40 protein-coding genes and 1 pseudogene are annotated in these 22,247 nt (G+C 34.8%); 11 read left to right on the plus strand and 30 right to left on the minus strand.

Annotated elements, in window-relative coordinates; genetic code table 11:
- Nucleotides 1-54 precede the first annotated feature (54 nt).
- From AC4BC5_RS00605 to AC4BC5_RS00730, 26 genes and pseudogenes are all read right to left on the minus strand, one after another.
- Nucleotides 55-648: a helix-turn-helix domain-containing protein gene (locus AC4BC5_RS00605; protein ID WP_490496247.1), complete on the minus strand. Its 594-nt coding sequence runs from the start codon at nt 646-648 to the stop codon at nt 55-57.
- 97 nt (nt 649-745) lie between these two features.
- Complete coding sequence (locus AC4BC5_RS00610) at nt 746-928, minus strand: XtrA/YqaO family protein (protein ID WP_490496248.1); 183 nt, start codon at nt 926-928, stop codon at nt 746-748.
- 81 nt (nt 929-1,009) lie between these two features.
- Complete coding sequence (locus tag AC4BC5_RS00615; RefSeq protein WP_490496249.1) at nt 1,010-1,717, minus strand: ORF6C domain-containing protein; 708 nt, start codon at nt 1,715-1,717, stop codon at nt 1,010-1,012.
- Nucleotides 1,714-1,902 carry a hypothetical protein gene (locus AC4BC5_RS00620; RefSeq protein ID WP_490496250.1) on the minus strand — a complete coding sequence of 63 codons (189 nt, stop codon included), beginning with the start codon at nt 1,900-1,902 and terminating at the stop codon, nt 1,714-1,716. Before AC4BC5_RS00620 ends, AC4BC5_RS00615 begins: the two co-directional genes overlap by 4 nt.
- Before the next feature lie 82 nt (nt 1,903-1,984).
- Nucleotides 1,985-2,227: a hypothetical protein gene (locus AC4BC5_RS00625; protein WP_490496251.1), complete on the minus strand. Its 243-nt coding sequence runs from the start codon at nt 2,225-2,227 to the stop codon at nt 1,985-1,987.
- 48 nt (nt 2,228-2,275) lie between these two features.
- Nucleotides 2,276-2,461 (minus strand): hypothetical protein, encoded by a 186-nt coding sequence (locus AC4BC5_RS00630; RefSeq protein WP_490496252.1) that lies wholly within the window; start codon nt 2,459-2,461, stop codon nt 2,276-2,278.
- Nucleotides 2,458-2,694 carry a hypothetical protein gene (locus AC4BC5_RS00635; protein WP_490496253.1) on the minus strand — a complete coding sequence of 79 codons (237 nt, stop codon included), beginning with the start codon at nt 2,692-2,694 and terminating at the stop codon, nt 2,458-2,460. The genes AC4BC5_RS00630 and AC4BC5_RS00635 overlap by 4 nt, the downstream gene beginning before the upstream one ends.
- Nucleotides 2,691-2,867 (minus strand): hypothetical protein, encoded by a 177-nt coding sequence (locus tag AC4BC5_RS00640; RefSeq protein WP_490496254.1) that lies wholly within the window; start codon nt 2,865-2,867, stop codon nt 2,691-2,693. The genes AC4BC5_RS00635 and AC4BC5_RS00640 overlap by 4 nt, the downstream gene beginning before the upstream one ends.
- 13 nt (nt 2,868-2,880) lie before the next feature.
- A pseudogene (locus tag AC4BC5_RS00645) lies at nt 2,881-3,606 on the minus strand (N-6 DNA methylase); the annotation flags it as partial.
- Nucleotides 3,607-3,849: 243 nt separating this feature from the next.
- Entirely contained in the window at nt 3,850-4,344 is a 495-nt protein-coding gene (locus AC4BC5_RS00650; RefSeq protein ID WP_490496255.1) for an N-6 DNA methylase, read from the minus strand.
- Entirely contained in the window at nt 4,304-4,840 is a 537-nt protein-coding gene (locus tag AC4BC5_RS00655; RefSeq protein ID WP_490496256.1) for a hypothetical protein, read from the minus strand. Before AC4BC5_RS00655 ends, AC4BC5_RS00650 begins: the two co-directional genes overlap by 41 nt.
- A 13-nt stretch (nt 4,841-4,853) precedes the next feature.
- Nucleotides 4,854-5,798: a site-specific integrase gene (locus AC4BC5_RS00660; RefSeq protein WP_490496257.1), complete on the minus strand. Its 945-nt coding sequence runs from the start codon at nt 5,796-5,798 to the stop codon at nt 4,854-4,856.
- 42 nt (nt 5,799-5,840) lie between these two features.
- Nucleotides 5,841-6,020, minus strand: coding sequence for a hypothetical protein (locus AC4BC5_RS00665; protein ID WP_490496258.1), 180 nt, complete (start codon nt 6,018-6,020; stop codon nt 5,841-5,843).
- A 14-nt stretch (nt 6,021-6,034) separates the two neighbouring features.
- The gene (locus AC4BC5_RS00670) at nt 6,035-6,334 is read right to left on the minus strand and encodes a MazG-like family protein (RefSeq protein WP_490496259.1); all 300 of its coding nucleotides are present in this window, start codon (nt 6,332-6,334) and stop codon (nt 6,035-6,037) included.
- 11 nt (nt 6,335-6,345) lie between these two features.
- Complete coding sequence (locus AC4BC5_RS00675) at nt 6,346-6,702, minus strand: hypothetical protein (protein WP_490496260.1); 357 nt, start codon at nt 6,700-6,702, stop codon at nt 6,346-6,348.
- A gap of 71 nt (nt 6,703-6,773) precedes the next feature.
- Nucleotides 6,774-7,064: a hypothetical protein gene (locus AC4BC5_RS00680; protein WP_490496261.1), complete on the minus strand. Its 291-nt coding sequence runs from the start codon at nt 7,062-7,064 to the stop codon at nt 6,774-6,776.
- Nucleotides 7,065-7,122: 58 nt separating this feature from the next.
- Nucleotides 7,123-7,551, minus strand: coding sequence for a DUF1064 domain-containing protein (locus AC4BC5_RS00685; RefSeq protein ID WP_490496263.1), 429 nt, complete (start codon nt 7,549-7,551; stop codon nt 7,123-7,125).
- Entirely contained in the window at nt 7,544-7,783 is a 240-nt protein-coding gene (locus AC4BC5_RS00690; RefSeq protein WP_490496264.1) for a hypothetical protein, read from the minus strand. The genes AC4BC5_RS00685 and AC4BC5_RS00690 overlap by 8 nt, the downstream gene beginning before the upstream one ends.
- Nucleotides 7,758-8,678, minus strand: coding sequence for a DnaD domain-containing protein (locus AC4BC5_RS00695; protein WP_490496265.1), 921 nt, complete (start codon nt 8,676-8,678; stop codon nt 7,758-7,760). The genes AC4BC5_RS00690 and AC4BC5_RS00695 overlap by 26 nt, the downstream gene beginning before the upstream one ends.
- A gap of 55 nt (nt 8,679-8,733) precedes the next feature.
- Nucleotides 8,734-9,531, minus strand: coding sequence for a DUF669 domain-containing protein (locus tag AC4BC5_RS00700; RefSeq protein WP_490496266.1), 798 nt, complete (start codon nt 9,529-9,531; stop codon nt 8,734-8,736).
- Between the two features lie 5 nt (nt 9,532-9,536).
- On the minus strand, nt 9,537-10,466 hold the full coding sequence (locus AC4BC5_RS00705; protein ID WP_490496267.1) for an AAA family ATPase: 930 nt from the start codon (nt 10,464-10,466) through the stop codon (nt 9,537-9,539).
- Between the two features lie 123 nt (nt 10,467-10,589).
- Nucleotides 10,590-10,907 carry a hypothetical protein gene (locus AC4BC5_RS00710; RefSeq protein WP_490496268.1) on the minus strand — a complete coding sequence of 106 codons (318 nt, stop codon included), beginning with the start codon at nt 10,905-10,907 and terminating at the stop codon, nt 10,590-10,592.
- 18 nt (nt 10,908-10,925) lie between these two features.
- Nucleotides 10,926-11,132: a hypothetical protein gene (locus tag AC4BC5_RS00715; RefSeq protein WP_490496269.1), complete on the minus strand. Its 207-nt coding sequence runs from the start codon at nt 11,130-11,132 to the stop codon at nt 10,926-10,928.
- A gap of 189 nt (nt 11,133-11,321) precedes the next feature.
- Entirely contained in the window at nt 11,322-11,576 is a 255-nt protein-coding gene (locus AC4BC5_RS00720) for a hypothetical protein (protein ID WP_490496270.1), read from the minus strand.
- Between the two features lie 6 nt (nt 11,577-11,582).
- Entirely contained in the window at nt 11,583-12,137 is a 555-nt protein-coding gene (locus AC4BC5_RS00725) for a hypothetical protein (RefSeq protein WP_490496271.1), read from the minus strand.
- A gap of 58 nt (nt 12,138-12,195) precedes the next feature.
- Nucleotides 12,196-12,348 (minus strand): hypothetical protein, encoded by a 153-nt coding sequence (locus tag AC4BC5_RS00730; protein WP_490496272.1) that lies wholly within the window; start codon nt 12,346-12,348, stop codon nt 12,196-12,198.
- Nucleotides 12,349-12,426: 78 nt separating this feature from the next.
- Here AC4BC5_RS00730 and AC4BC5_RS00735 point away from each other — a divergent pair, with 78 nt between their 5' ends.
- Nucleotides 12,427-12,564, plus strand: a complete 138-nt coding sequence (locus AC4BC5_RS00735) for a hypothetical protein (protein WP_490496273.1) — start codon at nt 12,427-12,429, stop codon at nt 12,562-12,564.
- A 66-nt stretch (nt 12,565-12,630) separates the two neighbouring features.
- Here AC4BC5_RS00735 and AC4BC5_RS00740 read toward each other — a convergent pair whose 3' ends face one another.
- Complete coding sequence (locus tag AC4BC5_RS00740) at nt 12,631-13,053, minus strand: hypothetical protein (protein ID WP_490496274.1); 423 nt, start codon at nt 13,051-13,053, stop codon at nt 12,631-12,633.
- Nucleotides 13,054-13,134: 81 nt separating this feature from the next.
- Between AC4BC5_RS00740 and AC4BC5_RS00745 the strand changes: the two genes are divergently transcribed.
- A complete protein-coding gene (locus AC4BC5_RS00745) occupies nt 13,135-13,545 on the plus strand; it encodes a DUF2513 domain-containing protein (protein WP_490496275.1) in 411 nt (136 codons plus the stop codon).
- Here AC4BC5_RS00745 and AC4BC5_RS00750 read toward each other — a convergent pair.
- The 3 genes from AC4BC5_RS00750 to AC4BC5_RS00760 form a co-directional block, all read right to left on the minus strand.
- Complete coding sequence (locus tag AC4BC5_RS00750) at nt 13,526-14,020, minus strand: hypothetical protein (RefSeq protein ID WP_490496276.1); 495 nt, start codon at nt 14,018-14,020, stop codon at nt 13,526-13,528. The genes AC4BC5_RS00745 and AC4BC5_RS00750 overlap by 20 nt on opposite strands.
- Nucleotides 14,021-14,342: 322 nt before the next feature.
- Nucleotides 14,343-14,648, minus strand: a complete 306-nt coding sequence (locus AC4BC5_RS00755) for a hypothetical protein (RefSeq protein WP_490496277.1) — start codon at nt 14,646-14,648, stop codon at nt 14,343-14,345.
- On the minus strand, nt 14,645-14,887 hold the full coding sequence (locus AC4BC5_RS00760) for a helix-turn-helix transcriptional regulator (protein ID WP_490496278.1): 243 nt from the start codon (nt 14,885-14,887) through the stop codon (nt 14,645-14,647). The genes AC4BC5_RS00755 and AC4BC5_RS00760 overlap by 4 nt, the downstream gene beginning before the upstream one ends.
- Nucleotides 14,888-15,055: 168 nt before the next feature.
- On the opposite strand from AC4BC5_RS00760, the gene AC4BC5_RS00765 reads away from it, so the two are divergent.
- From AC4BC5_RS00765 to AC4BC5_RS00805, 9 genes are all read left to right on the plus strand, one after another.
- The gene (locus AC4BC5_RS00765) at nt 15,056-15,358 is read left to right on the plus strand and encodes a helix-turn-helix domain-containing protein (RefSeq protein ID WP_490496280.1); all 303 of its coding nucleotides are present in this window, start codon (nt 15,056-15,058) and stop codon (nt 15,356-15,358) included.
- Between the two features lie 72 nt (nt 15,359-15,430).
- A complete protein-coding gene (locus AC4BC5_RS00770) occupies nt 15,431-15,835 on the plus strand; it encodes an ImmA/IrrE family metallo-endopeptidase (protein ID WP_490496281.1) in 405 nt (134 codons plus the stop codon).
- A 54-nt stretch (nt 15,836-15,889) separates the two neighbouring features.
- The gene (locus AC4BC5_RS00775; protein WP_490496282.1) at nt 15,890-16,540 is read left to right on the plus strand and encodes a hypothetical protein; all 651 of its coding nucleotides are present in this window, start codon (nt 15,890-15,892) and stop codon (nt 16,538-16,540) included.
- Between the two features lie 24 nt (nt 16,541-16,564).
- Nucleotides 16,565-17,077, plus strand: a complete 513-nt coding sequence (locus AC4BC5_RS00780; RefSeq protein WP_490496283.1) for a hypothetical protein — start codon at nt 16,565-16,567, stop codon at nt 17,075-17,077.
- A 109-nt stretch (nt 17,078-17,186) separates the two neighbouring features.
- Entirely contained in the window at nt 17,187-18,743 is a 1,557-nt protein-coding gene (locus tag AC4BC5_RS00785) for an SIR2 family protein (protein WP_490496284.1), read from the plus strand.
- A gap of 301 nt (nt 18,744-19,044) precedes the next feature.
- On the plus strand, nt 19,045-20,202 hold the full coding sequence (locus AC4BC5_RS00790; protein WP_490496285.1) for a tyrosine-type recombinase/integrase: 1,158 nt from the start codon (nt 19,045-19,047) through the stop codon (nt 20,200-20,202).
- A gap of 479 nt (nt 20,203-20,681) precedes the next feature.
- Nucleotides 20,682-21,077 carry a hypothetical protein gene (locus AC4BC5_RS00795; RefSeq protein WP_490496286.1) on the plus strand — a complete coding sequence of 132 codons (396 nt, stop codon included), beginning with the start codon at nt 20,682-20,684 and terminating at the stop codon, nt 21,075-21,077.
- A gap of 381 nt (nt 21,078-21,458) precedes the next feature.
- On the plus strand, nt 21,459-21,800 hold the full coding sequence (locus AC4BC5_RS00800) for a hypothetical protein (protein WP_490496287.1): 342 nt from the start codon (nt 21,459-21,461) through the stop codon (nt 21,798-21,800).
- 55 nt (nt 21,801-21,855) lie between these two features.
- Entirely contained in the window at nt 21,856-22,182 is a 327-nt protein-coding gene (locus AC4BC5_RS00805) for a hypothetical protein (RefSeq protein ID WP_490496288.1), read from the plus strand.
- Nucleotides 22,183-22,247 lie beyond the last annotated feature (65 nt).

Consider the following 22,247-nt stretch of genomic DNA (forward strand, 5'->3'; position numbering starts at 1 on the left):
AACAGAAATTTTATACTAACTCAACGATACTCCTTAACCTTTTCTTAATATTTATCAGAAAAGTGACGTCTGAACGTTGTCATCTAAAGTTTTAAGTATTTTGCTTTCGGCGCGTTTTAAATATTCTTGTACAGCCGATTTGCTGATATTTAAGTATTCCGCAGTCATTTCAAACGTATTCCTTTTACCACGAACTGAAATAAAAACTTCGCGTTCCCTGGTACTCATTCCGTTTAAAAAGATATCCAATTCTGCTCGTTCGTCATCGGTCATTTCATGATAATTGGTTTTTAAATGGTTTAAATAAGTTAGTGCTTGATCTACATCGGAAACAGAAACAGTCCGTTGAGTGTATGATAGCCTGCTGACTGGATGACCACTTTTAGGTTCGTTTCCGGTCCTTAACCATTGGATAACATAACGACTACTAGAAACAATCGGGCCGATTATTTTCATCTGCAGGCGAATTTCTTTTCTCAATCCTTTGTACCTCAATGATTCATCCCATTTTCCTTCATTTTCGCATTGAAATTGAAGTTGTAAATATTCTTCTCTTAATGCTTTATATTCGTTATAAAGGGATACCAATCCCCTTAGATCGTCTGCATACAATTCCGCTAGTTCGTCCGAGTTATTCCAGTTTTTCATAATTTCAGCCCCTTTAAATAGAAATAAAAAAGGCGGACACAAACTAACAGGGATTAACCTGTCAATCTGTGTCCGCCAGTCGTCTGGTAGGACGTATTTATAATTGTGTTTCGGTTTGTACTTTGATTCGTTTTGCCTTTTTGTCCTTACAGACAATTTGCACATCACCGTATGCTGGAAGCTCACCTACTTGTATCTTACCGTCTGATACGACAATGACTGCGTGTTTTTCTCTGATATTTTCTAACTCTTCTAGTGACGTGACTAATTTCATTTCCATCTCGTGCGCCTCCGTGGTACAATTATTTTGCGGATAATTGTAAGAGGCGCTAGGTTTATGACCTGGTGCTTTTTTTTGTCGTTAACTCGCATCGCCAAATAGATAACCATTGCCATTCGCACGATCAATCCTTGCCATTAGTTCCATGCTCGGTCGCCATTTAGGAATAATTTCCATCGCCTCGTCATACCGAATTTTTGGAATATCCATATAAGAAGCGACATCGAAGAGTTGTTGCAACTCCTTATAGCAATTACGAAAGGCCGTCATACGGATACCACTATCTTGATATGCATGCGACTTTTTGCCACCTAGTGCGATGATAACGACTGATGATACCTTACCTTGTATTTTCCGACGTTGACTGGTATTGATTATCGTTTCATTTTTGAGTTGATTCACTTCATCTTCTAAATTATCCAAGCGTTCCTCATGTTCTAATGCCGCTTGTAACATCGCTTTGGTTGACGATGGTTTGGATTCCACTTTGGCGATGTGATGTTCCATTTCTTCAAAACGTTTTACGTATTTAGCTGTAAATTCAATCCCTTTGTCCCCTTGTAATTTATTGCCTGCTAAGTCACATCCTATTTTTGTGACTAAATAACACGGGCGAATTTCATTTTTAATATCTTTGTAGTCGCTGGGGATGAAATAATCTAACGAGCGCAAGTTAGCACCCGTTAAAACGGGAATATATTTGCGAATATCTCTTAACAATTCCTTATGCTGTTTTCCCAACATCTCAGCGACTTCGCGACTGTCGATCGTTTTTTCTATTTGATTCATCGTCCTACCTCCGATTTTTTTCGAATCTCCTTTGCTGTCTGCTTTATTTTTTCTGTTGCCGAATCAAGTAATCGACTTTTCGCGCTTAATGTCCCATCTCTATCCCAATCTTCAAATACAAATCCACCGTACATAAGGAACTCATTTAAAACTAACCATTCCTCTGCTGTTAAGTCATTTTTCATTGCGGTTCCTCCAATTTTTATAGAAAATGGTGGCACAAAACACTGTGATTACTACTGTCACAACTACAATCATTCCGACACCTCATATCCATTCCTGTTCCAACGTACTTACATCAACAGGACACCAATATTCCAAAGTTATATATTCTTCTGTAGACTCAATCACTGAGCCTACAATAAATCCATGCACATACCATCCATGCACATACCCCTCTGAATCTACTGGAATATCACAATCAGAGGGTGTTTGATCTACCATTTTAGGTTTTGCTTTAAATTTCATCATTCCGACACCTCGCGTAATAAATATTCGATAAATTTCCATACTTCTACTACTAATTTTTTAAAGGCTGAACCTAGTTCTCGGAAATAGTCACTCATTTTTCTTCGCTTCCCATTTTTTTAAAGTATCAATAATCCATGATAATTGTTGCTGAAACCACTTAGTTTCTTTGTCAAAAAACTCATCAAGTGCTTTTTGGCTCATTTTCAAATTAAGCTGCATCATCCCAAACGAGATTAAAAATGAAATGGCTGCAGAAATAATTATTGTCATCATTCTTCTACCTCACTACAATCAATTATCTCGTGCACAAACTCCCATTGTTTCGCTTCCCGCAAGGCTCCTCGTTCCGTCCTTGCGTTGACATCTAGCGTATGCACCTCTTTGCTCAAAAACGTGGTAAACGACACTTCGTACTTTTTAATCGGCTTGTTTTTATAAATAGAAATTGCTCTGACAGCAAGAAGAAAAAATACAATTGCTGCTATCCAGTGAATTATCGCGATCATAGGTTCACCCCTTCTTTGATTCTTAGTGGTTCATTGTCGTAATCGACATCGATTTCTTCTCCTACTCCATCGATAAACGACACCGTTTCCTCTGTATAATCAATTGCGGCTACATCAAACCAAAACGGATATCCTTCTTCGAGTTCTAATAAGATTTGTAATTGATAATCCATTTACTCCACTCCTTTAAAATAATCTCGCTTGGCCACTAGGGCTTCCACCAATATCATCTGTTAACATCATTTTCATTAATTCAATATCAGCCATAACGTTTGGATTTCCGGTCAATTGATCTAACATGGTTAGTAACCCTGCCTCACTTTCGCGAATTTGCTGATTGATTTTCATTAACTCTAAAGCAGTCTGACCTAAGTCGATGGGTTCTTCTTCCTCAAACGTATCCACAAATCGCGGTATATTGAGGTTATAATCATTTTCAACAATCTCTTCAAACGAAGCTAAATGTGCAAATTTATCAATATCTTTCCGCTCCTGATATACATTAAAGATTTTATTAATATGACTGTCCTGCATTACATTGATACTTTTACTTTTCTCAAATTCCTGTGAAGCATCGATAAATAAAACATCGCTTGTCATTCTTTTTTTCTTCAAAACAATCATTACGGTGGGAATGCTAGTTCCAGCAAATATATTAGCTGGTAACCCGATGACAGCGTCGATTGCATTTATTTCTAGTAATTTTTGTCGTATCTTTCCTTCTGCAGCTCCTCTAAACAACACGCCATGTGGTAAGACGATGGCCATTGTTCCACCGTCTTGCAATTGATGAAATCCATGTAGTAAAAATGCAAAGTCTGCTTTTGTTTTTGGTGCTAATCCAAATGGCTCAAATCGTCCATCATTTTTTTGTTCCCATTTAGCCGAAAACGGTGGATTCATTAAAACAGATGTTTTCATTTTATTTCCTTTCCATCCCATCTATGTAGCAACACTGATATTATTTTTTTTCGTTAGTCGCTGTCGTCGCAAATCTCACGGATCGCTCGAGCGAAAAACAAAGCAGAATCAGAATTTTATCTATGCTGGATGAATTAGCTATTACGGATACTTCGAAGAACTGATTGAAGCTGCTAAAGCAGTGCTTTCACCTTCCTTTCTGTATCAGTGCTGCTACATAGATGGGATGTTTTTTTATTTTATTTTGCTGAATTTTCCATCGTTTAAAATTCGATACTCTCTTTTAAACTCTTGTTTCAAACTATCTCCATGCCTTACAATTCCATTCATCCCACGGATTGATATGTTAAAAAGAAGGAAAGGTATGGCACGATCTGAGAGTTCTTCCACGATGTAAAATTGATGAGGCTGTTCTGTCCAAGCTTGAATCATCATTCCGCCAGTTCCTGCAGCTGCTTCAAAATATTGGTCACTTCGTCCAATAATCAACGCACCTAATCGACTGACAGAGTTTGGTGTAAAGTCTTGTTTTTTTACTTTTCGATCAGCATGTTCTGATTCAAAATAATTCTGAAACCATTCGAATTTCAAATCTGACTCAAAATCAAGAAATCGTTCGAATAAATCTACTCGCTTTCCATCATCTAACATCAGTTCAAGCATTTTTTTGGGTGCCTTATAAGATTCTTCAATCCCTAGTAGTTGATTGATTACTTCGTTGCTTATCATATGTCCACCTCTGTTTCATTTTTTCTGTTCGTTGCTCATATGGTACTGGTTTGCAATAGAGATTGTTTTGCCTTATAAAAGTGCTCAATGATTTTACGTCAACATCTAGTTCTTTAGCAATTTCAGTTCGATAGTAACCTTCTTTGATTAGTTCCAAAATTTTTTTCTTGTGAATATGAACAGGCCTTGTTCTACTCAACCGTAGATACTTTCGTCGAGATTTGATAGATTGAATGGTTCTCATCAGTCTTTGACTGAGTAATTCATCTGTCATTAATTTATAATGGTCTTTCAAAAATTGATCCTCACTCTTTTTCCAGCGACGCTTCATGTACGCCGTTTTTGCATCATTTTTTCGTAAAGCCGTTAGCCTTGTGTTCACTGCTCCTTCTGTGCGATTTAAAAATTTAGCGGCTGCTTGGATGGTTGCATCATTTTCATAAACGAAATATTCCAAATAAATATCTTCATCTTCGGTCCATTTTTTACCATTCATAATGACCACCTCGTTAAGCTATTTGCATAAGTATAGCCATCATTTTTTGGTCGTCTTTTTTCTTGAGGTCGTCCAAGACATGCGCGTATGTCTCTTGTGTCACACCTACATCTGCATGACCTAAACGGGCAGAAATCGTGTGAATGGAAACACCTTCTGCAAGTAATACACTGGCGTGTGTGTGTCTCAGCGCATGTAATGCAATTTCAGTAATCCCCAACGCTTTGCACTTGCCAGTCAAAAAATTGACATAAGTTGAATTGTATTGTCTTTTGTATTGTCCATTTGGCAGCTTTTCAACAAATATGGGTTCATCGGGTTCCAAATTGTCTAGCAACGGTTTAAACTGCCCTACAATTTGCCAATCAATAACAACTTTACGGACGCTACTTTCGGTTTTCGTTTTTTGGAAACCGCCTATCGCATCTTTGTAATTCCACGTTTTATCAATCGTTAGTTGGTTGGTTGACCAGTCGAAATCATTGGGTGTTATAGCTAAACATTCAGCAAATCTCATGCCTGTTTTAGCCAATAACAAGATGAACCAGTCACGATTTATTCCACTTGTTAAATCTAAAGAATGTAATAATTTTATTAGCTCATCCTTTTGTAAGTACTTTTTGCGTTTTTCTGCGGGTTCTTTACCTTTAAGTACTGCTCGATACGTAGGATCTTTATCTAATAAACCGTCGTGAAACGCATCCTTGATACACCCTTTAACATGATGATGAAAATCAATAGTGGTCTGTTTTTCGTGTGTTTTAGCATATTCGTTTATAATTCTTTGGTACTCTCGTCTGTCAAAATCAGACATTAATAAATTTGGGCATATATTTCTTAAATGCTTCCCTGCTACATAGTATTTTGCCAAAGTAACATCAGCAATTGCGCCAACTTTATAGGTTTCAACCCATTCATCGTAATAATCAACAAACAATTGTTTTTTTCTTCGAGCCAATGAATTCACGTCCTTTCTCACAAAATATAACAGTTGGGTATTTTATTCATCCTCCTCAAATTTAATGATCGTACGTCCGTTTTTATATTTTTCTGTTCGCTTTTTAGCTGATGGTTTTGTATACCAAATGACGGACGACTCTTTAATGCGTAATTCTTGCGCTACTTCTTTTAGCGTTCCCATCGCAACGATTTCTTCGCCTTTATATGCTGCGTAAATCATTTAATTTGCCCTCCTTACAAATCCTCTGACTTAACAAACACACCATCTACCATTTTTCCAGTACGTTCTGCAATTTCGTTGTATGCTGTGTTTAGACACTGTTCCAACGTCATTCCGTTTTGTTGGGCAAGGATGATTAAAGTTACTACCACATCACCAATACCATCTTCTAATGATTCGTGGTTACCTCTTGCTAAAGCACTGGCGCATTCCCCTAATTCCTCACAGCATTTTAAAAATTGTTTGCTAGGTTCCGCTTTATCCAATCCTTTATCTTTTGACCATTGTTCTACTTTTTCGATTAATTCGTTCATCCTTATTCCTCCTACAATTTGATAAATTGATACCCTTTAAAACGCCCATGTTTTATCGTTCTATCGACACTGCAATATTTACTCACTGCGTGGCGACTGACTTTAAAACACTCGCCTGCAATCTGCATAGACGGAAAATCTTCATATTTGCCATTTGGATAAACGACGCGAATCGCGTTTTTACCAAGAAATTTCTCGTTTTTACCAGGTTTATCTTCGTTGATGATAAATCGTCTTTCTTGCTTAACTCCTTCACCCACCAACTTGCATAAATGTGTATAACCATCTGCATCTAAAACGACCATCGTTTTTTCCAACTTAGCAGTGATTTCACCGTCAATTATCTCTCCTTTTATCGTTTCATACATTCCCATTCTCCTTTAGATAACTTTTCAACGCTTGCAGCACAACATCCTTACCATGTTTATTTTCCAAGCGCTTAATTTGCGCTTTTATGTCTGTTTTTGCATAAGTCATCTGATTCACGATCCTTTACATACGCATCCCACTCGTCATCCGTCCATTCCTCGACTAAATCCACTGCAGAGACATCCAGCGCCTCTGTATATAGACCTAAACGCCGAATACCTGTGCCGACCATGTCACTTTTGGACGTCTTGTAAGTGCTGGTGCTTTGTCCTAATAGCTTGGCCATATCGGCATCGCTATAACCACGTAATTTTTGATAACGTTTGACATTAGTCCAAAAGACTACGTTGTAATCTGTCATTATTTTCACTCTCCTTCGAACAAATCTATTTGACCGACTGGTTCAAAATTGCACCATACTAAAATATTGTTTCCGCGAATAATCCCGTATATGAATCGTATTTCGCGAGAATTAAGTCGCAGTTGTACTTGTAACAAAACCATTTCGCTTTTATCGTAAAATCCTTTGTACAAACTCCCTTGACATCCACTACCTTGACGAGTTGATCGCCATCCCAAAAAGTAAAATCCGGAACGTATTTGATGGAACGAACTGTTTTGCCGTTACGTTTGTGTGCGGGAAGTAGAACGAACTTTTCTTGCAACCGCAACTCAAGATTGTATTTTTTAGCATAGAGACGAGCAACGGCTAAATACTTAGACTCTGCAATGCTGTCAAACTTAATGCCATCGACAACCACTTTTTTATTGCCATATTTTTGCTGTTTCGTGTGGTTGAAATTAAGCTGTTTTGGACGTTTAATTGCTGCTGGTTTAAGTCTATTCATCCTCTAACTCCTGCAAGGTATAGACGGTATTCTTTGTGTGTAGCTCGATAATGTCGGAATCATCGGATTGCTGCACATGACGCAATTTTGAAGTAATTAACATGCCATTGTTGGGATAATCACCATAATGAATAACGGCTTTTTCGCCCTTATAACTCAAATAACCTGTAACTCCAACGAGTAATCGACCTTTTGATTCGGTATTGCTAACGCGTAACACTTTTATTTTCATTCGCTTGCGCCTCCCGTTCTTCTTTTTCACGTTGCTGTTTTGCAAGGTATTCGTCTAACCGCTTTTGCATGGCTTCTTGAACTTCTGAGTCTTCTTTTTCAACTGGTGGATTGTTTGCCCATTCAGGTAATATTTCTTTACGAACTGGTTGCTTTCGATTTGGATATTGATTCTTGTTTTGGTTTTTGAATTTATTACTAGCTTCAATAGCTTGTTGTAAGGTTGAAATGTTTGATTGTTGCCAATTTAAAAGAACTTTCGAAACATAACCTTTTAACCCTCTTAGCTCACATCCATAATCAAAAGCATTTTCAATAGCGAAACAAATCATTTCTCTTGGCCAATATTGCAACCAATCAGAAACAGCACCTTGTAACACGCCAGTCGGAAATTTGTTATAAAGCCGTTGAATCACCTCAGCAGGATATTCCGATATATCTATATCATTATCTTTAGTTTCGTTTAGTTTAGTTTCGTTTATATAAGCTGAAAGATTTACTGAAGGATTTACTGTAGAATCTACTGAAGGATTTACTTTCCTATTTACTGTAGAATCTACTGGAATTTTTCCAGTAGTGGTATTAACTACTGTAGTTTTTACTGGAATATTTCCAGTAGTTAGGTCAGTTAGAATATAAATTCCTGATTTAGTTCGACCTCGTTTCTTATATTGAAGGAGTCCGCTTTGGATTAACTGATTACGATTATTAATCAGCGTTTTTTCAGAACTTTTAGTCATTGATATTAGCCTTGTATTAGCTATAGATAACTCATTCTGCCATCCGCTTATGTTTGCTACTCGCATTAGTTTGTACCAAAGCAATTGCGGACCGGCGCCGAGATCGTTAAACTCAAGCCAATTTTCAAAAGCATTAATCTGTCTGATATAGTCCAAAATGTTTCCTCCTTTCTGTTTGATTATTTAGAATTCTAAGGAGTTTGTTAACTCCTTAGAACGGTAAATCGTCATCGCTAATATCGATTGATTGGTTAAAACCACCATTGGCAAAGCTACGATTGTCTCGCGTTGGATCAACACCTAAATTTTGTTGCTGTCCTTGTTGATTGTGATTGGCAATACGATCAGTTGCATTTTGCATCGCATTGTTTTGGTTGTTCGGCATATTCTGCGTATTTGATACGTTGTTTTGATAATTGGCTGCATTATTTTGATTATTACCTGTATAACCACCAGAACCATACGCCCCTGCATTATTCGCTGGGTGTGATGCATAACTCCCGTAGCTACCACCAAAGTTATTATTATCACCTGGTCGATGTGGATCGTTTTGGTTGTAGTTGTTATTGCCGTATGCCTTTTCTAAAATCGGCATTGGCCGTCCTCGATTCGGGTTTTTCGTTGGATGAAATTCTTTTACTTCTGGATACGCATTTCCTTTGTCGTTTGGTGTACCCATAACTACTTTCACAATCAAATCCTTATTGACCATCAAGTTAGCCCATTCAACCGCAGAATTAATTGGTGTCCCGTCTGGAATGCCTACCGCTCTTGCAAATGCGTCCATACGCCATTTTGAAGTTGGGATAACGTTGAAGTTATCGTAATTTAATTTCCCACCTTGGGACGGTTGATTAATATCCTCACGAACTGTATAAAATAAGCTGATAATCTCATTTCCCGCTCTAGACCGTCCGATTTGATAATCGCTAACATATACCTCGTAAAACCCTGGTGGCACATGTCCAGCACTTCCTGCATTGTTGTAATCTACGTCGAATAATCCCATTTTTATTACACTCCTTTGATTTGTTTATATAGGTTTAAAACTGATACAAAATCCCATGCATCAAGTTGCAAACGCATGGAACTAATAGCCTGCATGACAATTTGTTGCGTTGCTGGGTCCTGTTGATTATTAATCCAGTTGATCATCGCCAACCGCTGACGCTCTTCGTTTTCGCGTCGTTCGCGTTCCTGTTTGGCGACATCAACACCGATTTCAGACCATGCATAAAGCTTGCGTCCGTCATCGACAGTTAGTTGACGGGGTTCCTTGAAAATTTCCGAATTGTCTTTTATTGGGAAAGCAACCGCGCCTGCCTCAATTCGAAAGTTAACAACGAACTCATATTCCAATGAATCTTTTTGAATCATTTTCAATCCAACTTTTCGAGGTGCCATTTTTCCCTTTTCATTAGGCTCGACAATGAAATCTGATTTGACTCGTGCTGTTGAAATAACATGCACTTTGTCATTAATGATTAGATTTTTAAAACGTGTTTCCAATGGTTTGACAGTTTTCCAGTCGCCAAACTTTCCACCAGCATTGTCTACGGTGTCTAATATCCCACCAGGTCCTTCCCAGTTATGCGATATGCTATCGATGATGATAACTTCGCAACCAGCGTTGACAAGTAGATAAAACGCCTCTTCGTAGCGATCAATCGTAAACGGTTCGGCCATATTCGCAACATAAAATTTTCCAATGAATTGACCAGCTTTTTCGGATTCAGCGTAAAGTGATGCTCGGCGATGCTCTGTGTCGATTAGTCCAATTTTTTTCCACAAGTCGGATTCTTCGGCATCCGGAAACATCTCTTTTACAATTCCAAATGCCAATAGTAATGCAGATAAAGTTTTTCCAGAACCTGTCACACCAGCGAGTAAAATCGGTAACTTGATTTTTTCGCGTTGTGCTTCTTCGATTTTTAACGGTTCCATTTGCGCTCTCATTCCCTTCGTGATAGAATAGAAGAAAGTTATTTTGTTAAAATACTTTCCTTTTACGACTTCGTACTTGCCGGTAGAGTCGTATTTTTTTGTGCTTTTTTATGCATCAATACGTCACCACGCTTTCTTACAAAAATCTGCTTTTTCTTCCTCAAACTTCTCACGCTGTTCATCCAATTCAGCTTGTGATCCACAAAACATTTCGACCAAGTTTGCGTAAACAACAAACTTTTGTTCTTCAGATAACTGTAAAAACTCTTCTTGTGTTAATCCTAGTAAGTCTTTACTGGTTTCATCCTCAAAATTTACAGTGTTTCGACGGATACAATTCATCAATCGTTTGCGCTGTTTGTGGCTAACTCGTGGATAGAATTCTATATACACTTTGTTATCTAACTGTTCCATATCTACAAGGACTATATCTTTTCCCATTCAACTCTCTCCTCCCCATTAGGTCGTTTCAATTTTCAAATCCTTCGCCTCAGTTTCCGATAACACATTAGATATTTGTAAAACATAAAGAAGACGATTAAATTCGAAAATTCGACCTTCCACGAACCGTGTGTACAAACCATCTTGATAGGTACATGATTCTTTTTCAGTTTCGATATCTTTTTTTCGGTATGCTAAACCAATTAACAAACCATTGTTATTCATGGTTTTTCCTCCATTCCTTTTCAAACCATTTGAAACAATGCTCTTCGAATCTTAAGTAGATAGTCGTCGCAACTCCCACAAATGCAATAACTGAGTAAAACCATTGCATATAACTCAAAGCAACCAACATCGGGACTGTGATGACTAACAACCAAAAATCAAAATGCTTTTTCACCTTTTTCACTCCTCCTATCTAGATATTGAAATTACTTTGGCCTGACAAGAATCAACCAACTTTTTTCTCTCTTTTTCTTCGCTAATTTGTTCACTGAAATTCGTGCCTGCGTGTTCTTTCAAGAATCGTTCTGCTTCGTATATGGAAATAGTCTTACCTTTACTTCCGAAACTAAGTGTTTTTATCACTCCTAATTCGCAAAGTATATAGACATTTTCCTTAGCTGTTTTTATTTCTTTAGCAAATTCTGGAATTGTATAAACGAGCATTTAACATCACCCTTTTCTCATGTATTTTTTTGCTATCCACTCAGGCATTTTTATCCGGATTGCTTCCCTAATTGACATTCCGATAATATTTAAAATAGAAAAAACAATGGATAACTCTACGATGATTTCATCTAAAAATTCTAATGCGTAATCTCTAAGCTCCGAAACTTCTTGTTGATCCAATCGCTTCATTTTTGATTGAACAATTAATACTTCGGCACGACTTTTTCTTTCTTTTCGTTCGTCACTTTCCAAACGTTGAAAAATATCAAGTTCTGCAGTAGTACAAATTTCAGCAAGTTCACCGTCCATAGATTTGATGAAGCCTAAGTAGCTGTGGCTATAATCAGAAGTCAATTCATTCAATACAGAAACTTCATTTTCATTTTCGAAAGATTCAAGATAATCCATCGCCTTATCAAATTTGACTTCTCTTCCATTGATATGATCACTGACGGTTGCAGTCGGTGTTTTTGATACTTGTGCTAAACCCTTTTGATTTAATTCTGAATTTTTAACTGCTCTGTCTAAAACAGTTGATATATTAGCGCTTCGTTGCATGTAAACAACTCCTCTTTTGTTTATTTTCTTGATACAAACGACCTTTTTTGCTTTAAAATTAAATAAAAGCTGCTTCATCTAATTCACGTTGTAAATCTTTTTGAACTTCTTCAACCAATCGGTCAAGTTGTTCATCGTTAGCGCATTTGATGATATGGACTAAACGGGGTCTCGCATCTAAAATGAGTTTGATTTTTTCTTCTCGCGTCATACAGTTACATCCTTTCATTAAGTTGTATCTCCTACACGTTTCTGTTGATATAATCAAATAGAAAGTGAGGTGATAAATATGAAAGCGAAACATGATACTCCAAGTGTTAATGGATTCGATATAAATCCAGAAAAATTGGCTCATGATTTAACAATGCTTCAATTATATAAATCAAAAATTGAAATCCCTGAGAACAGCAGTGATTTCAATTTTTGATTTATATATTAAGTATCTAACTCCCATTAGATTAGAAATTGAGCATCGCACTCGCCATGATTCTTTCTAACTTAGAATCATCGGTTTGATTTCATCAGTTTTGTATTCAAATGGTGGTTTAGCATTACGAATTACTTTGAACCAGTAATTATCTTTGTAGTGCTTAGCATCGTTTGAATACATTTTTATGAATGATGTTAAATGAATGGAATCCTTGCTTTCCCTCCCATAGAAAGGCCTGATTGCAAATTGTTTCTCATCCGCATAGACTACTATTCCTTCTGGTTTCCCAGACACTTCGATGTAGTCACCAGTTTTGAAGAATCCGTTATGATTTCCTTTTAATCCTTTTAACCAAGCTTTTCGTTCCTTTAAATATTGAACCTGTTCCGCTTTCGTGGTTGGAAAAACTCCTGGGATACTTGCACTATCTCGGAGTGCTTTATACAGGTTTCTGCGTTGCCGCAATTTGTATTGCTCGTATTTCATAATGTCGCCTCCTGTTAGTTAAGTTGTATCTCCTACACGTTTCTGTTGATATAATCAAGTTGAAAGTGAGGTGAAGTATATATGAAGTTAAATCAAGATTGTGTTCGAGATATTCTGCTTTCTGTAGAAAATACTCCGATGAATTATAGTATTTTAGTGACAAATTTAATTGATGAATCAGATGATTTTCTAAGGAACAACGATGTTCCTAAATATGATACTGAAACAGTAATCTACGCTGCCGCCAAGCTTGTAGAGAATAGTTATCTAAAAGGAAAAGTTATATCATCGGATCAGCAACCCATCATTGATGTAAAAATTAATTCTCTTACTTGGGATGGACATGAATTTTTAAACACAATTCGTGATCCGAAAGTATGGAAAAAAACTAAAAACACTTTAGCTACGTTTCAAAGTGTTTCTTTAAAAACAATGGGTACAGTTGCCACAAAAATTTTGTCTGATTTAGTTTCTAAACAGTTGGGACTTTAAACTCTGTTCCATCTATCATTACAAAAAGATTGTCTTTTATTTCGGGATAATCTTTTTGTAATTCAATAAACCAAGAATCATTTTTTACATTGAATAAATTTCGATAATCTGAAGATTCACTATAATAACCTAATGGAATATTTTGATTATTTTCCTTGTAAAAATACATGGCCCGTAACATCAAATTCCGTTCTGATGGTTTATTCAACGAATTTCCCTGATTAGATTTCCGTTGAATCTGAAGTGCAATAAAAGAAATATCATGTAAAAGTTTTAAAAATTCTCCAGCATCGTCAAACCCTATGAAGTCTTGATTATCTTTTCCTGTTTTTCTTAGTTGAAATGTAGCCTTAACTTCTGTCGGTGCTGGTCTATCTTCTTTTTTAGGAATAGATACAGATAATTCAGTTACACCTATTGCATAATTAATTTGATATTTGTCTGTTAATTGAATATCTATTTTTTTCTTTGTCATAAGGGCACCTCCTGTTCCGGTTTATTTATTATTTTGGGTTCTCTTTTTGTTCGTTGGATTAGTTTGGTATACTTTTATCAAAAAAGGAGTTTTTTATATGTTACCTTCTGCATTCTTCCTGTTACTAAAATTACATAATGGGAAAGCACGCGAAATTGAAAATTCTAATAAAAACCTCGAATTCTTACTTGATAAAAGTTGGTTAGAGAAAGAGAAAAAGAAAGCTACTTTTGATATTAAAATCGCTCCTTTTAAAGAAACTCATTGGATTCCAACTGGAAAATATATGATTACTTCCAAAGGGAAATCAGCTCTTTATAAATCAATCGGAACGATTATTGCAGCGATAGTGACCATTGTCAGCTTGATTATGAATTTTTTCAGTTGAAAAGCTAACGTCTTTCCAATCATCTGGAAGTTCAATTTTCCCGTTCAATGCTTGATACCATGTAACTATAATTTCTTCAAAAAGGGCTTCATCGATTGTTTTATCATCCAGACGTGCAATTCTAATTTCAATTCCAATTGGAACTGAACCGTTTTTCCAAATGGCTGTACTAATAGATTCAGCCATTGGATGATATGTTGTAATTTTTTTATTTTCTTTATTTCGTTTAAAAAATTTCATAAAACCACCTCCTCCTGTTTTTCAACTGAACTAATGTGCGACGAATCGCGTAGTTCATCTTTAAAAAAAATAGTCCAATCAAATTTTAAAACCGACGCGATTCGCATAGCATTCTTAACCGATGGGTTTCTTCGTCCTTGTTCTATGGAAGTGTAAGTTGTCCTAGGCATTTTAGCTTTTTCGGCAACTTCTGCTTGGGTCATATTCATATTATTTCGCAATTTAACTAACCAATCCATAATCTACACCCCTTTCTTGTGTGTCGTATTGCGTACTTTCATATTACTACGCATTTTGACACAAGTCAACACATTTATACTCTTTTTGACACATTTTTTTATTTTTCTTTTTTATACGCTTATTGCGTAGTAATATAATACATAAAGAAACATACGGAGGTGAGATATATGTTTGCTCAAAAATTAACCGAACTGAGAAAAGAAAAAAGATTAACACAAGTAGAAATGGCTCGAAAACTCGGTGTAGCTAGAACAACTTACTCTTCCTATGAACAAGGCAGACGAATGCCTGATACTGAAATTCAAGAAAAAATAGCTGATTATTTTAATGTATCTTTGGACTACTTACATGGGAGAACTGATAACCTTCTAATAGCGACCCATGTAGATGACGGGTTAAATGAGCAGCAAAAAAAAGAAGTTCAAGACTTCATAGAATTTATTAAGATGAGAGATCATAACAAGAAGTAGGTGGATTTATTGAGTCCTGTTGAAAAACTCATGTGTTCATTCCCGCAACTAACTTATAAAATGGAGCCACTAATGCCAATCCATCAAGATGGATTGATTATTGGTGAAGTTGTTTATTTAAGGCCTGGTCAATCTTCCAAAGAGTTAGTTCGAACTGTTTCGGAAGAAATTGGCCATTATCTAACTTCTGTTGGAGATATTTCAGATACTGACGACCCCGAAAGTCGAAAACAAGAACAAAAAGCTCGTGACTTAGGGGCTACTTTAATTGTATCTCCAAAGGAACTATTAGATTGTTATAAGGCTGGGTTGATTACCTATTGGGAATGTGCGGAATTTTTAGAAATCCCTATAGAGACCTTGCAGCGTGCGGTAAACGTGTATGCTAGAAGTAAAAACGGGAAATTAAAATATAATCACTACACTTTCTATTTTCGTGCCAATGGAACAATTGATATAGTTGATTGGTTAAATTAAAAAATTTACATGAAGTTACGAAAATAGTTGGTTTTATAAAATGGAGGGAATCGAATGAAAAAAAGTTACATCAAGGGATTATTTTTGGTTAGTTCTATCCTATTAGTTGGTTGTTCCAATAAAAAATCAGAAACAGTTGAAACAAGCAATAGTAATCAAGCTACTGAATCATCTACAAAAGTTTCCTCAACAACTATGATTTCTACAACAAATACAGAGGAAAAAACAACTTCATCAGAAAAAACTAGTAGTACAACTGTTAGTTCAAACGAACAACCAGTTCAAAACGAAAGCATCGAACCTGTATTGCAAGAAACATACTCAGAACCAGAACCTGTCGAACAAGAAGAAAACTATGAAGATTTAAAACAGCGAACACTTACTTCTACCCCGGCGGATAGGGAAAATTGGTCTAATAAAGAATGGGAAGCATTTGGTATGGCTTTATATGAAAATGGATTAGTTTTAGACGATGTGGGCAATATTATATCCCAACAAGAATACGATCAACAATATAACCAAGAAGTTGTATTAGAAGAACCTACAAATTTAACCGATTTTGTCAATAAATATGGTATGTCTCCTGCTGCTTACAAAATGCAGTATGAAGGCATGAGCGAAGAAGAAGCTCTACGTAATACTCCAAATGAAATGAAAACATCTGGAGAAATTCAATTAGGTTTTTCAAAATACGGAATTCAGTAAACTAAGAATGGAAGGTTGATATATATGTTTAAAGAAAAATTTGGATTAACTCCTAAAAAAGTTGTTACATTTGACGGAAATACTATCAAGATTGGGAAATACTCATTGAACATTGAGGATATAAATTGTATTTATGTACGGCCTTTCAGTCCGTTTGAAAATGGTTCTGTTTATTTCAGTTTAGAAGGAGAAGATTTTAAAACTGAAGATATATTCAAAAAAAATGTTTTTAGATATACAAAAAAACAGACTTCAAAAGTACAAGAATTTCTTAATTTACTCGATGTTGAAATAATTGAAAAAGAAAACTTGGTTGTTGAAAATAGGAAAGAAAAAAATACAATCATTTGTCCTCATTGTAAAAGTACGGATGTTCAATTTATGCAAAACAATCGTAAGTCTTTCTCTGTAGGTAAAGCTGCAGCGGGTGCCGCTTTAACAGGAGGAATTGGAGCGCTAGCTGGTTTCGCAGGGAAAAAAGGGAAAAATCAATTTTTCTGTAATAATTGCAATCAGGTATTTGAGAGAAAAGCATAAAAAAGAAACTAGCCTTCGGGCTTTTCTTCTCCCCTGCTGGTGACAGCGGTTCAATTCCGTCGAGGGGGTTATGATGTTCTTATAGTATATATTAACTGGAGGTAATTTAATGAATGATTTTTTGAAGCCACTGTTAACTAAAGCTGACTCTATGCCCTTCCTATTTTTAGGTTCTGGGTTTTCTAGAAGATATTTAAATACTCCTACTTGGGAAGATTTACTAAAATACATTGCCGAGCTTACTTATCAGAATAAAACTGGATTCCAGAAAGCAAAAAGAATTGCATCGAAAACTTATAATGAAGATACTGATTATAATAAGCATATGTCCTATCTTTGCGATCTTATTTCAGATGATTTAGACGAAATTTGGTATGATGATGAACGTTTCGAAGAAAACAGAAATCGTTATTGGCATCTTATCGAAAGCTACTCCACTCCCCCTATAAAAATTGAAATTGCTTGTTACCTAGAACATTTTAATAACTTTTTACCTGAACGCCAAAATGAAATCGATGCAATCAAAAGTATAGCACCTAATTCTATTGCAGGAATTATCACAACTAATTATGACACTTTGCAAGAACAATTGTTTGATTACGAAGTGTATTCTTCTCAAGAGGAGTTACTATTTCATACTAAATATGATTTAGGAGAAATTTATAAAATACATGGTTGTATGAATAAACCTGACTCTATCCTTATAAATACATCAGATTATGAACAAATAGAAGCTAAACATAAGTATATTGCTGCTAAATTATTAACGATTTTTGTCGAACATCCTATTTTTTTTATTGGATATTCTATTGGAGATGAAGATATCCGAACTATATTAAATGACATTCAGCTGTCATTAACAACAGAACAATTAAAAGAAATTGAAGATAGACTTTTTTATGTAGTTTGGGATAGCAAAGAATCTCATTATTCGTCTTCAACTCATACAATTACTTTTGACAATGGCCGTACGATTACATTTAAACAAATAGCACTTAATGACTATTGTCTTTTATACGATGCACTAAGTGAAAATAAAGCCAAATATCCAATTAAATTACTTAGACATGTAAAAGAAGATATGTATAATTTGGTATTAACTAATGATCCTAAAGGGCGTATGCTATTAGCTCTTCCAAACAAAGAGCTAACTTCTGAAGAAATGGAAAAAATAGAGTTTGTTTATGGCTTTGGAATTATGGAAAGAGCTAAAAACGGTTATCAGCTTGTTACACCTGAAGAAATTTATAGAGATGCTGTTTTTAATGATGGTAATTTTCAAATTGATTTACTTGTAACTAAAACTCTTCCATATGCTTTACCCAAGAGCGGAGGATTTTTGCCAATAAGAAAATATACATCAAATATTGATGTAGAAGAATTACCTTTGATTGTAAAAAATAATTTAAATAGATTTAATAGCATTAATAAAATTCTTCCACAATCATTACGTAAAGAAAAAAGAAGTTTACGAGAAGATATGACTATAGAAAAAGCACTTAGAGGAAAAGAAAAAGCTAAAAACTTAGCATTAGTACATTTCAATAAAAATAATATTGAAGAGTTAGGTGAATATCTTAAGAGTAAATTAAATGAAAAAAATTTCACTACAACTAGTGACATAAGAAGATTAATCAGAATATATGATTTCATTAAATATTCATAAAAAAAGCCAACCATAGATACAGATGACGCTATACTACGTCAACCTTTCCAGGGGGTCGGCTCAAACGGAAATGAGTAAATCTTTATCGATTTCAAACTCATTATACATGATTACATCTTATAAAGGAAGAATTATATAATAAAATAATGGCCTACTTGGCTATTATTTTTAACCCAAAAAAGAACATACGTTTGTATTTAAAACATAAAAATACGGGCATCTCTCTTATTCGCGTGATTTCACACGAATAATCACGCGAATATCGGATAAAAATATAATAAATACGAAAGGTTGATTTTTTATGGAAGGATCTGTCAGAAAGCGTGGAAAGAAATGGTACTATTCTTTCGAAGGAGCTAGAGTAAATGGTGAACGAAATCGGATTGAACGTCCTGGAGGAAAAACAAAAGCGGAAGCATTAGAAGCTCTTAGAAAAGCGATTGATTCATATGAAAATGGAGAAATACTTGATTTATCAAAATCTAGTGTAGCAGACTATTTTGACTATTGGTTTGATGATTATGTTGTTCGCAACCTTCGTCCAAATACACAAGATAATTACAAAGGTGTGATTGAAAATTATATAAAGCCAGAGTTAGGTAAGTACAAGCTGAAAGCTATTTCCCCAGCTAAAGTACAAAGCTTTGTAGACAAATTACCCAATGGTTTTGGTAAAACGTTAAGCAAGCATACCGTAGAAATCATCGTAACTGTGTTAAAAGGCGCATTTAAACGTGCAGTTTATCCTTACGAATTGCTAAGAAATAACCCCACATCTTATATCGAACTACCTAATTTCCCTCGAAAAGCTAGCTCTCAAGAAGAAGATTTAAAAATAATCACGTTAGAACAGTACCAGCAAATATTAGATTTACATCCATACGCTTCCCCTTTTCATATGCCAGTTGTTTTATCTTTTCATTCGGGCTTGCGACGTGGAGAAACAGCGGGATTAATGTGGTCAGATATTTCGTTTGAGAAAAAAACTTTAACAGTTGATCGACAAATGCTCACAGTAAAAGGTGGAAAATGGGAACTTGGACCGCTTAAAACAGATTCTAGCTATCGAACAATCGCAATTGACGATATATTGATTGCAGAACTAAAGAGAATGAAAAAAAGACAATCAGAAAATAAATTACGATATGGACAACACTATTATGACTCAAATTTTGTCTGCACGAAAGATAACGGAAAACCAGTAACTCCAAATTCCATTAAGCATTATTCGAGAAGAATTACGGAATTACTACACTTTCCATTTAACTTCCATTCTTTACGACATACTCACGCTACAATGCTTTTGGAAGATGGAGCAAAATCTAAAGCTGTTCAGGAAAGATTGGGACATTCGAGAAATTCTACCACTATGGATACCTATGTACACGTGACTAAAAAAATGCGTACCGATACGGTAGATATTTTTACGGAAAGAATGAAGCGAACACAACAAAATTAACTGTGTTGGCAGAAAAAAATTTGTCGGCAAAAAACAAATTGCCAACATTTTGCCACCCACGCAGCAAATACACCTTAGTATTACAAGATATTTGTAAACCTATAAACATCATTTAAGTTCTTTTTAATGCTATAGTTCAAAAGTATCAACAAGTATAGTTAAGTAAACTCACTACTGTAGAGGATTTTAACAGAAACAGGACGCCTTCATGGCAGTTCTTAAAATGGATGACGATGTGAAGTAGATATATCAAGGGTTTAGCAAAATTGCTAAACCCTTTTTTCTTTATTTTCCCCCATTCTTCCCACAAAACTTTATTTTAATAAACGACAAAGATAAATTAATCAATATTGAAATCAGTAATTTATAAAAAAATACGACGTTCAGGCATGAATTTACGACGTTTGAGATAAAAATGGTTTCTTTCTTATTTCTCATGGTATATTCATTGCGAAAAAACAAATCAGAAGCGGGGTATAATGCAGATGAAAAAAATAAAAATTTATCAAGTTTATCCATTAATTTCAAGTTGCAGTTTTATCCTAGCTCAAGTATTTATAACTAATTATAACCCTAGAGAAATTCAACCGGTCTTTCAATATTTATATTTTAATATTCTATTTCCAGTAGCTTATATGTTTTTTATAGGTTATCTTATTCCTTTATTTTTATCAATAAAAGTTACAAAACTTATTAAACCTATATTAACGGCCAGTACATTAGTCTTTTTATTAGCATATATAATTATATATATATATTCCTTTTTCAATAATCATGGGGTTATCTTTACGAATCACGAAGATTTGTTACTAGGGATTTTTGGTGGGCTATTGTTAGGGATGGCAAGTGCTTGTTACACAGATAATAATCATTAATAGGTTTTGACATATATGGAACAGTATTTTCTGATCTGTATGCTAATTTAACTGTATAATACAAACAATATGGGAATCTCTAGTCTATAGTTCGAATAGGAGGCGATTTTTATGTGGGTAGTTTCGGCTACAATATACGTATCATTATCTATACTGTTATTTCTATCTTTTTTAATATGGAAATATTTTATGTATTATTTTTACTTTCCATTATTACTAAGTGCGCTAATATTTTTAGTCTTAGGTATTGTCTCTTACTGGTTTGCTTTAAAAAAAGAAAAAAATAGCTAACTCACCCTTAATGATGATATAAGTATCAATCAGCCCAATAAAAATACCAATCACTACATTAAAGACGGTAAAAAAAGAGGCGATGCTTTTATGTTTAAAAAACGCTTTTATGAAATACTTCAGCTATGTCTCTTTGTTACTGTAGTTGCTGGTGGAATAGATTTGATACTAGGAAAGAGGAAACTTTCATTTTATACTAATTTTATTGGAGTTGTTTTTACACTAAAAATCCTTTCTAATAAAGCGATTATAGAAAAATTAGGATATTGGAAGCTTACAATTATCTGCGTCATAGCACTTTATGTACTAAGTAAACTATTGACATTTTTTAATTTTGAAGTTATCACATTGAGCATATCTTCTTTTTCACTTTTAATATTAACTGAAACACTAGTTGTTCTTATCATGTTTTATACATTTCGTAAAAAATAAGATATAATTTAAACTCGAAAGTAAAATATGCCTTAGGGATAAAGAAGGAATCTATATGGAATTTTTATTAGAATATTTAAGTGGATTTGTAATTTTTGCTGATGAGCTTATTTCACCTGATTTAGAAACAAAAAAGAATAAACGAATCGCTTTTTTTCTCTCTCTTGTTTCTTTTCTTATTTTTTTGTTTTTTACTTTGTTTTTAATTTTTTTAACAGTTGGAATATCAAAATTATTAATTAATAATTTTGATGTGATAATTGCCTTGTTAGCTGTACTCTTTTTTTTATGTGACTGTTTTTTTGTATATAAAAGCTTTGCGTATTCATTTGAAATTATAGCCAATATGAAATTATTTACGAAAAAATCTAATATCAATTAAAATAAAAAATGACTGAGACAAACAACACAGCGGTATCCGGGCTCTTTGTCAATAAGGACTGATGA

The organism is Enterococcus sp. AMC2644 (assembly GCF_058216475.1).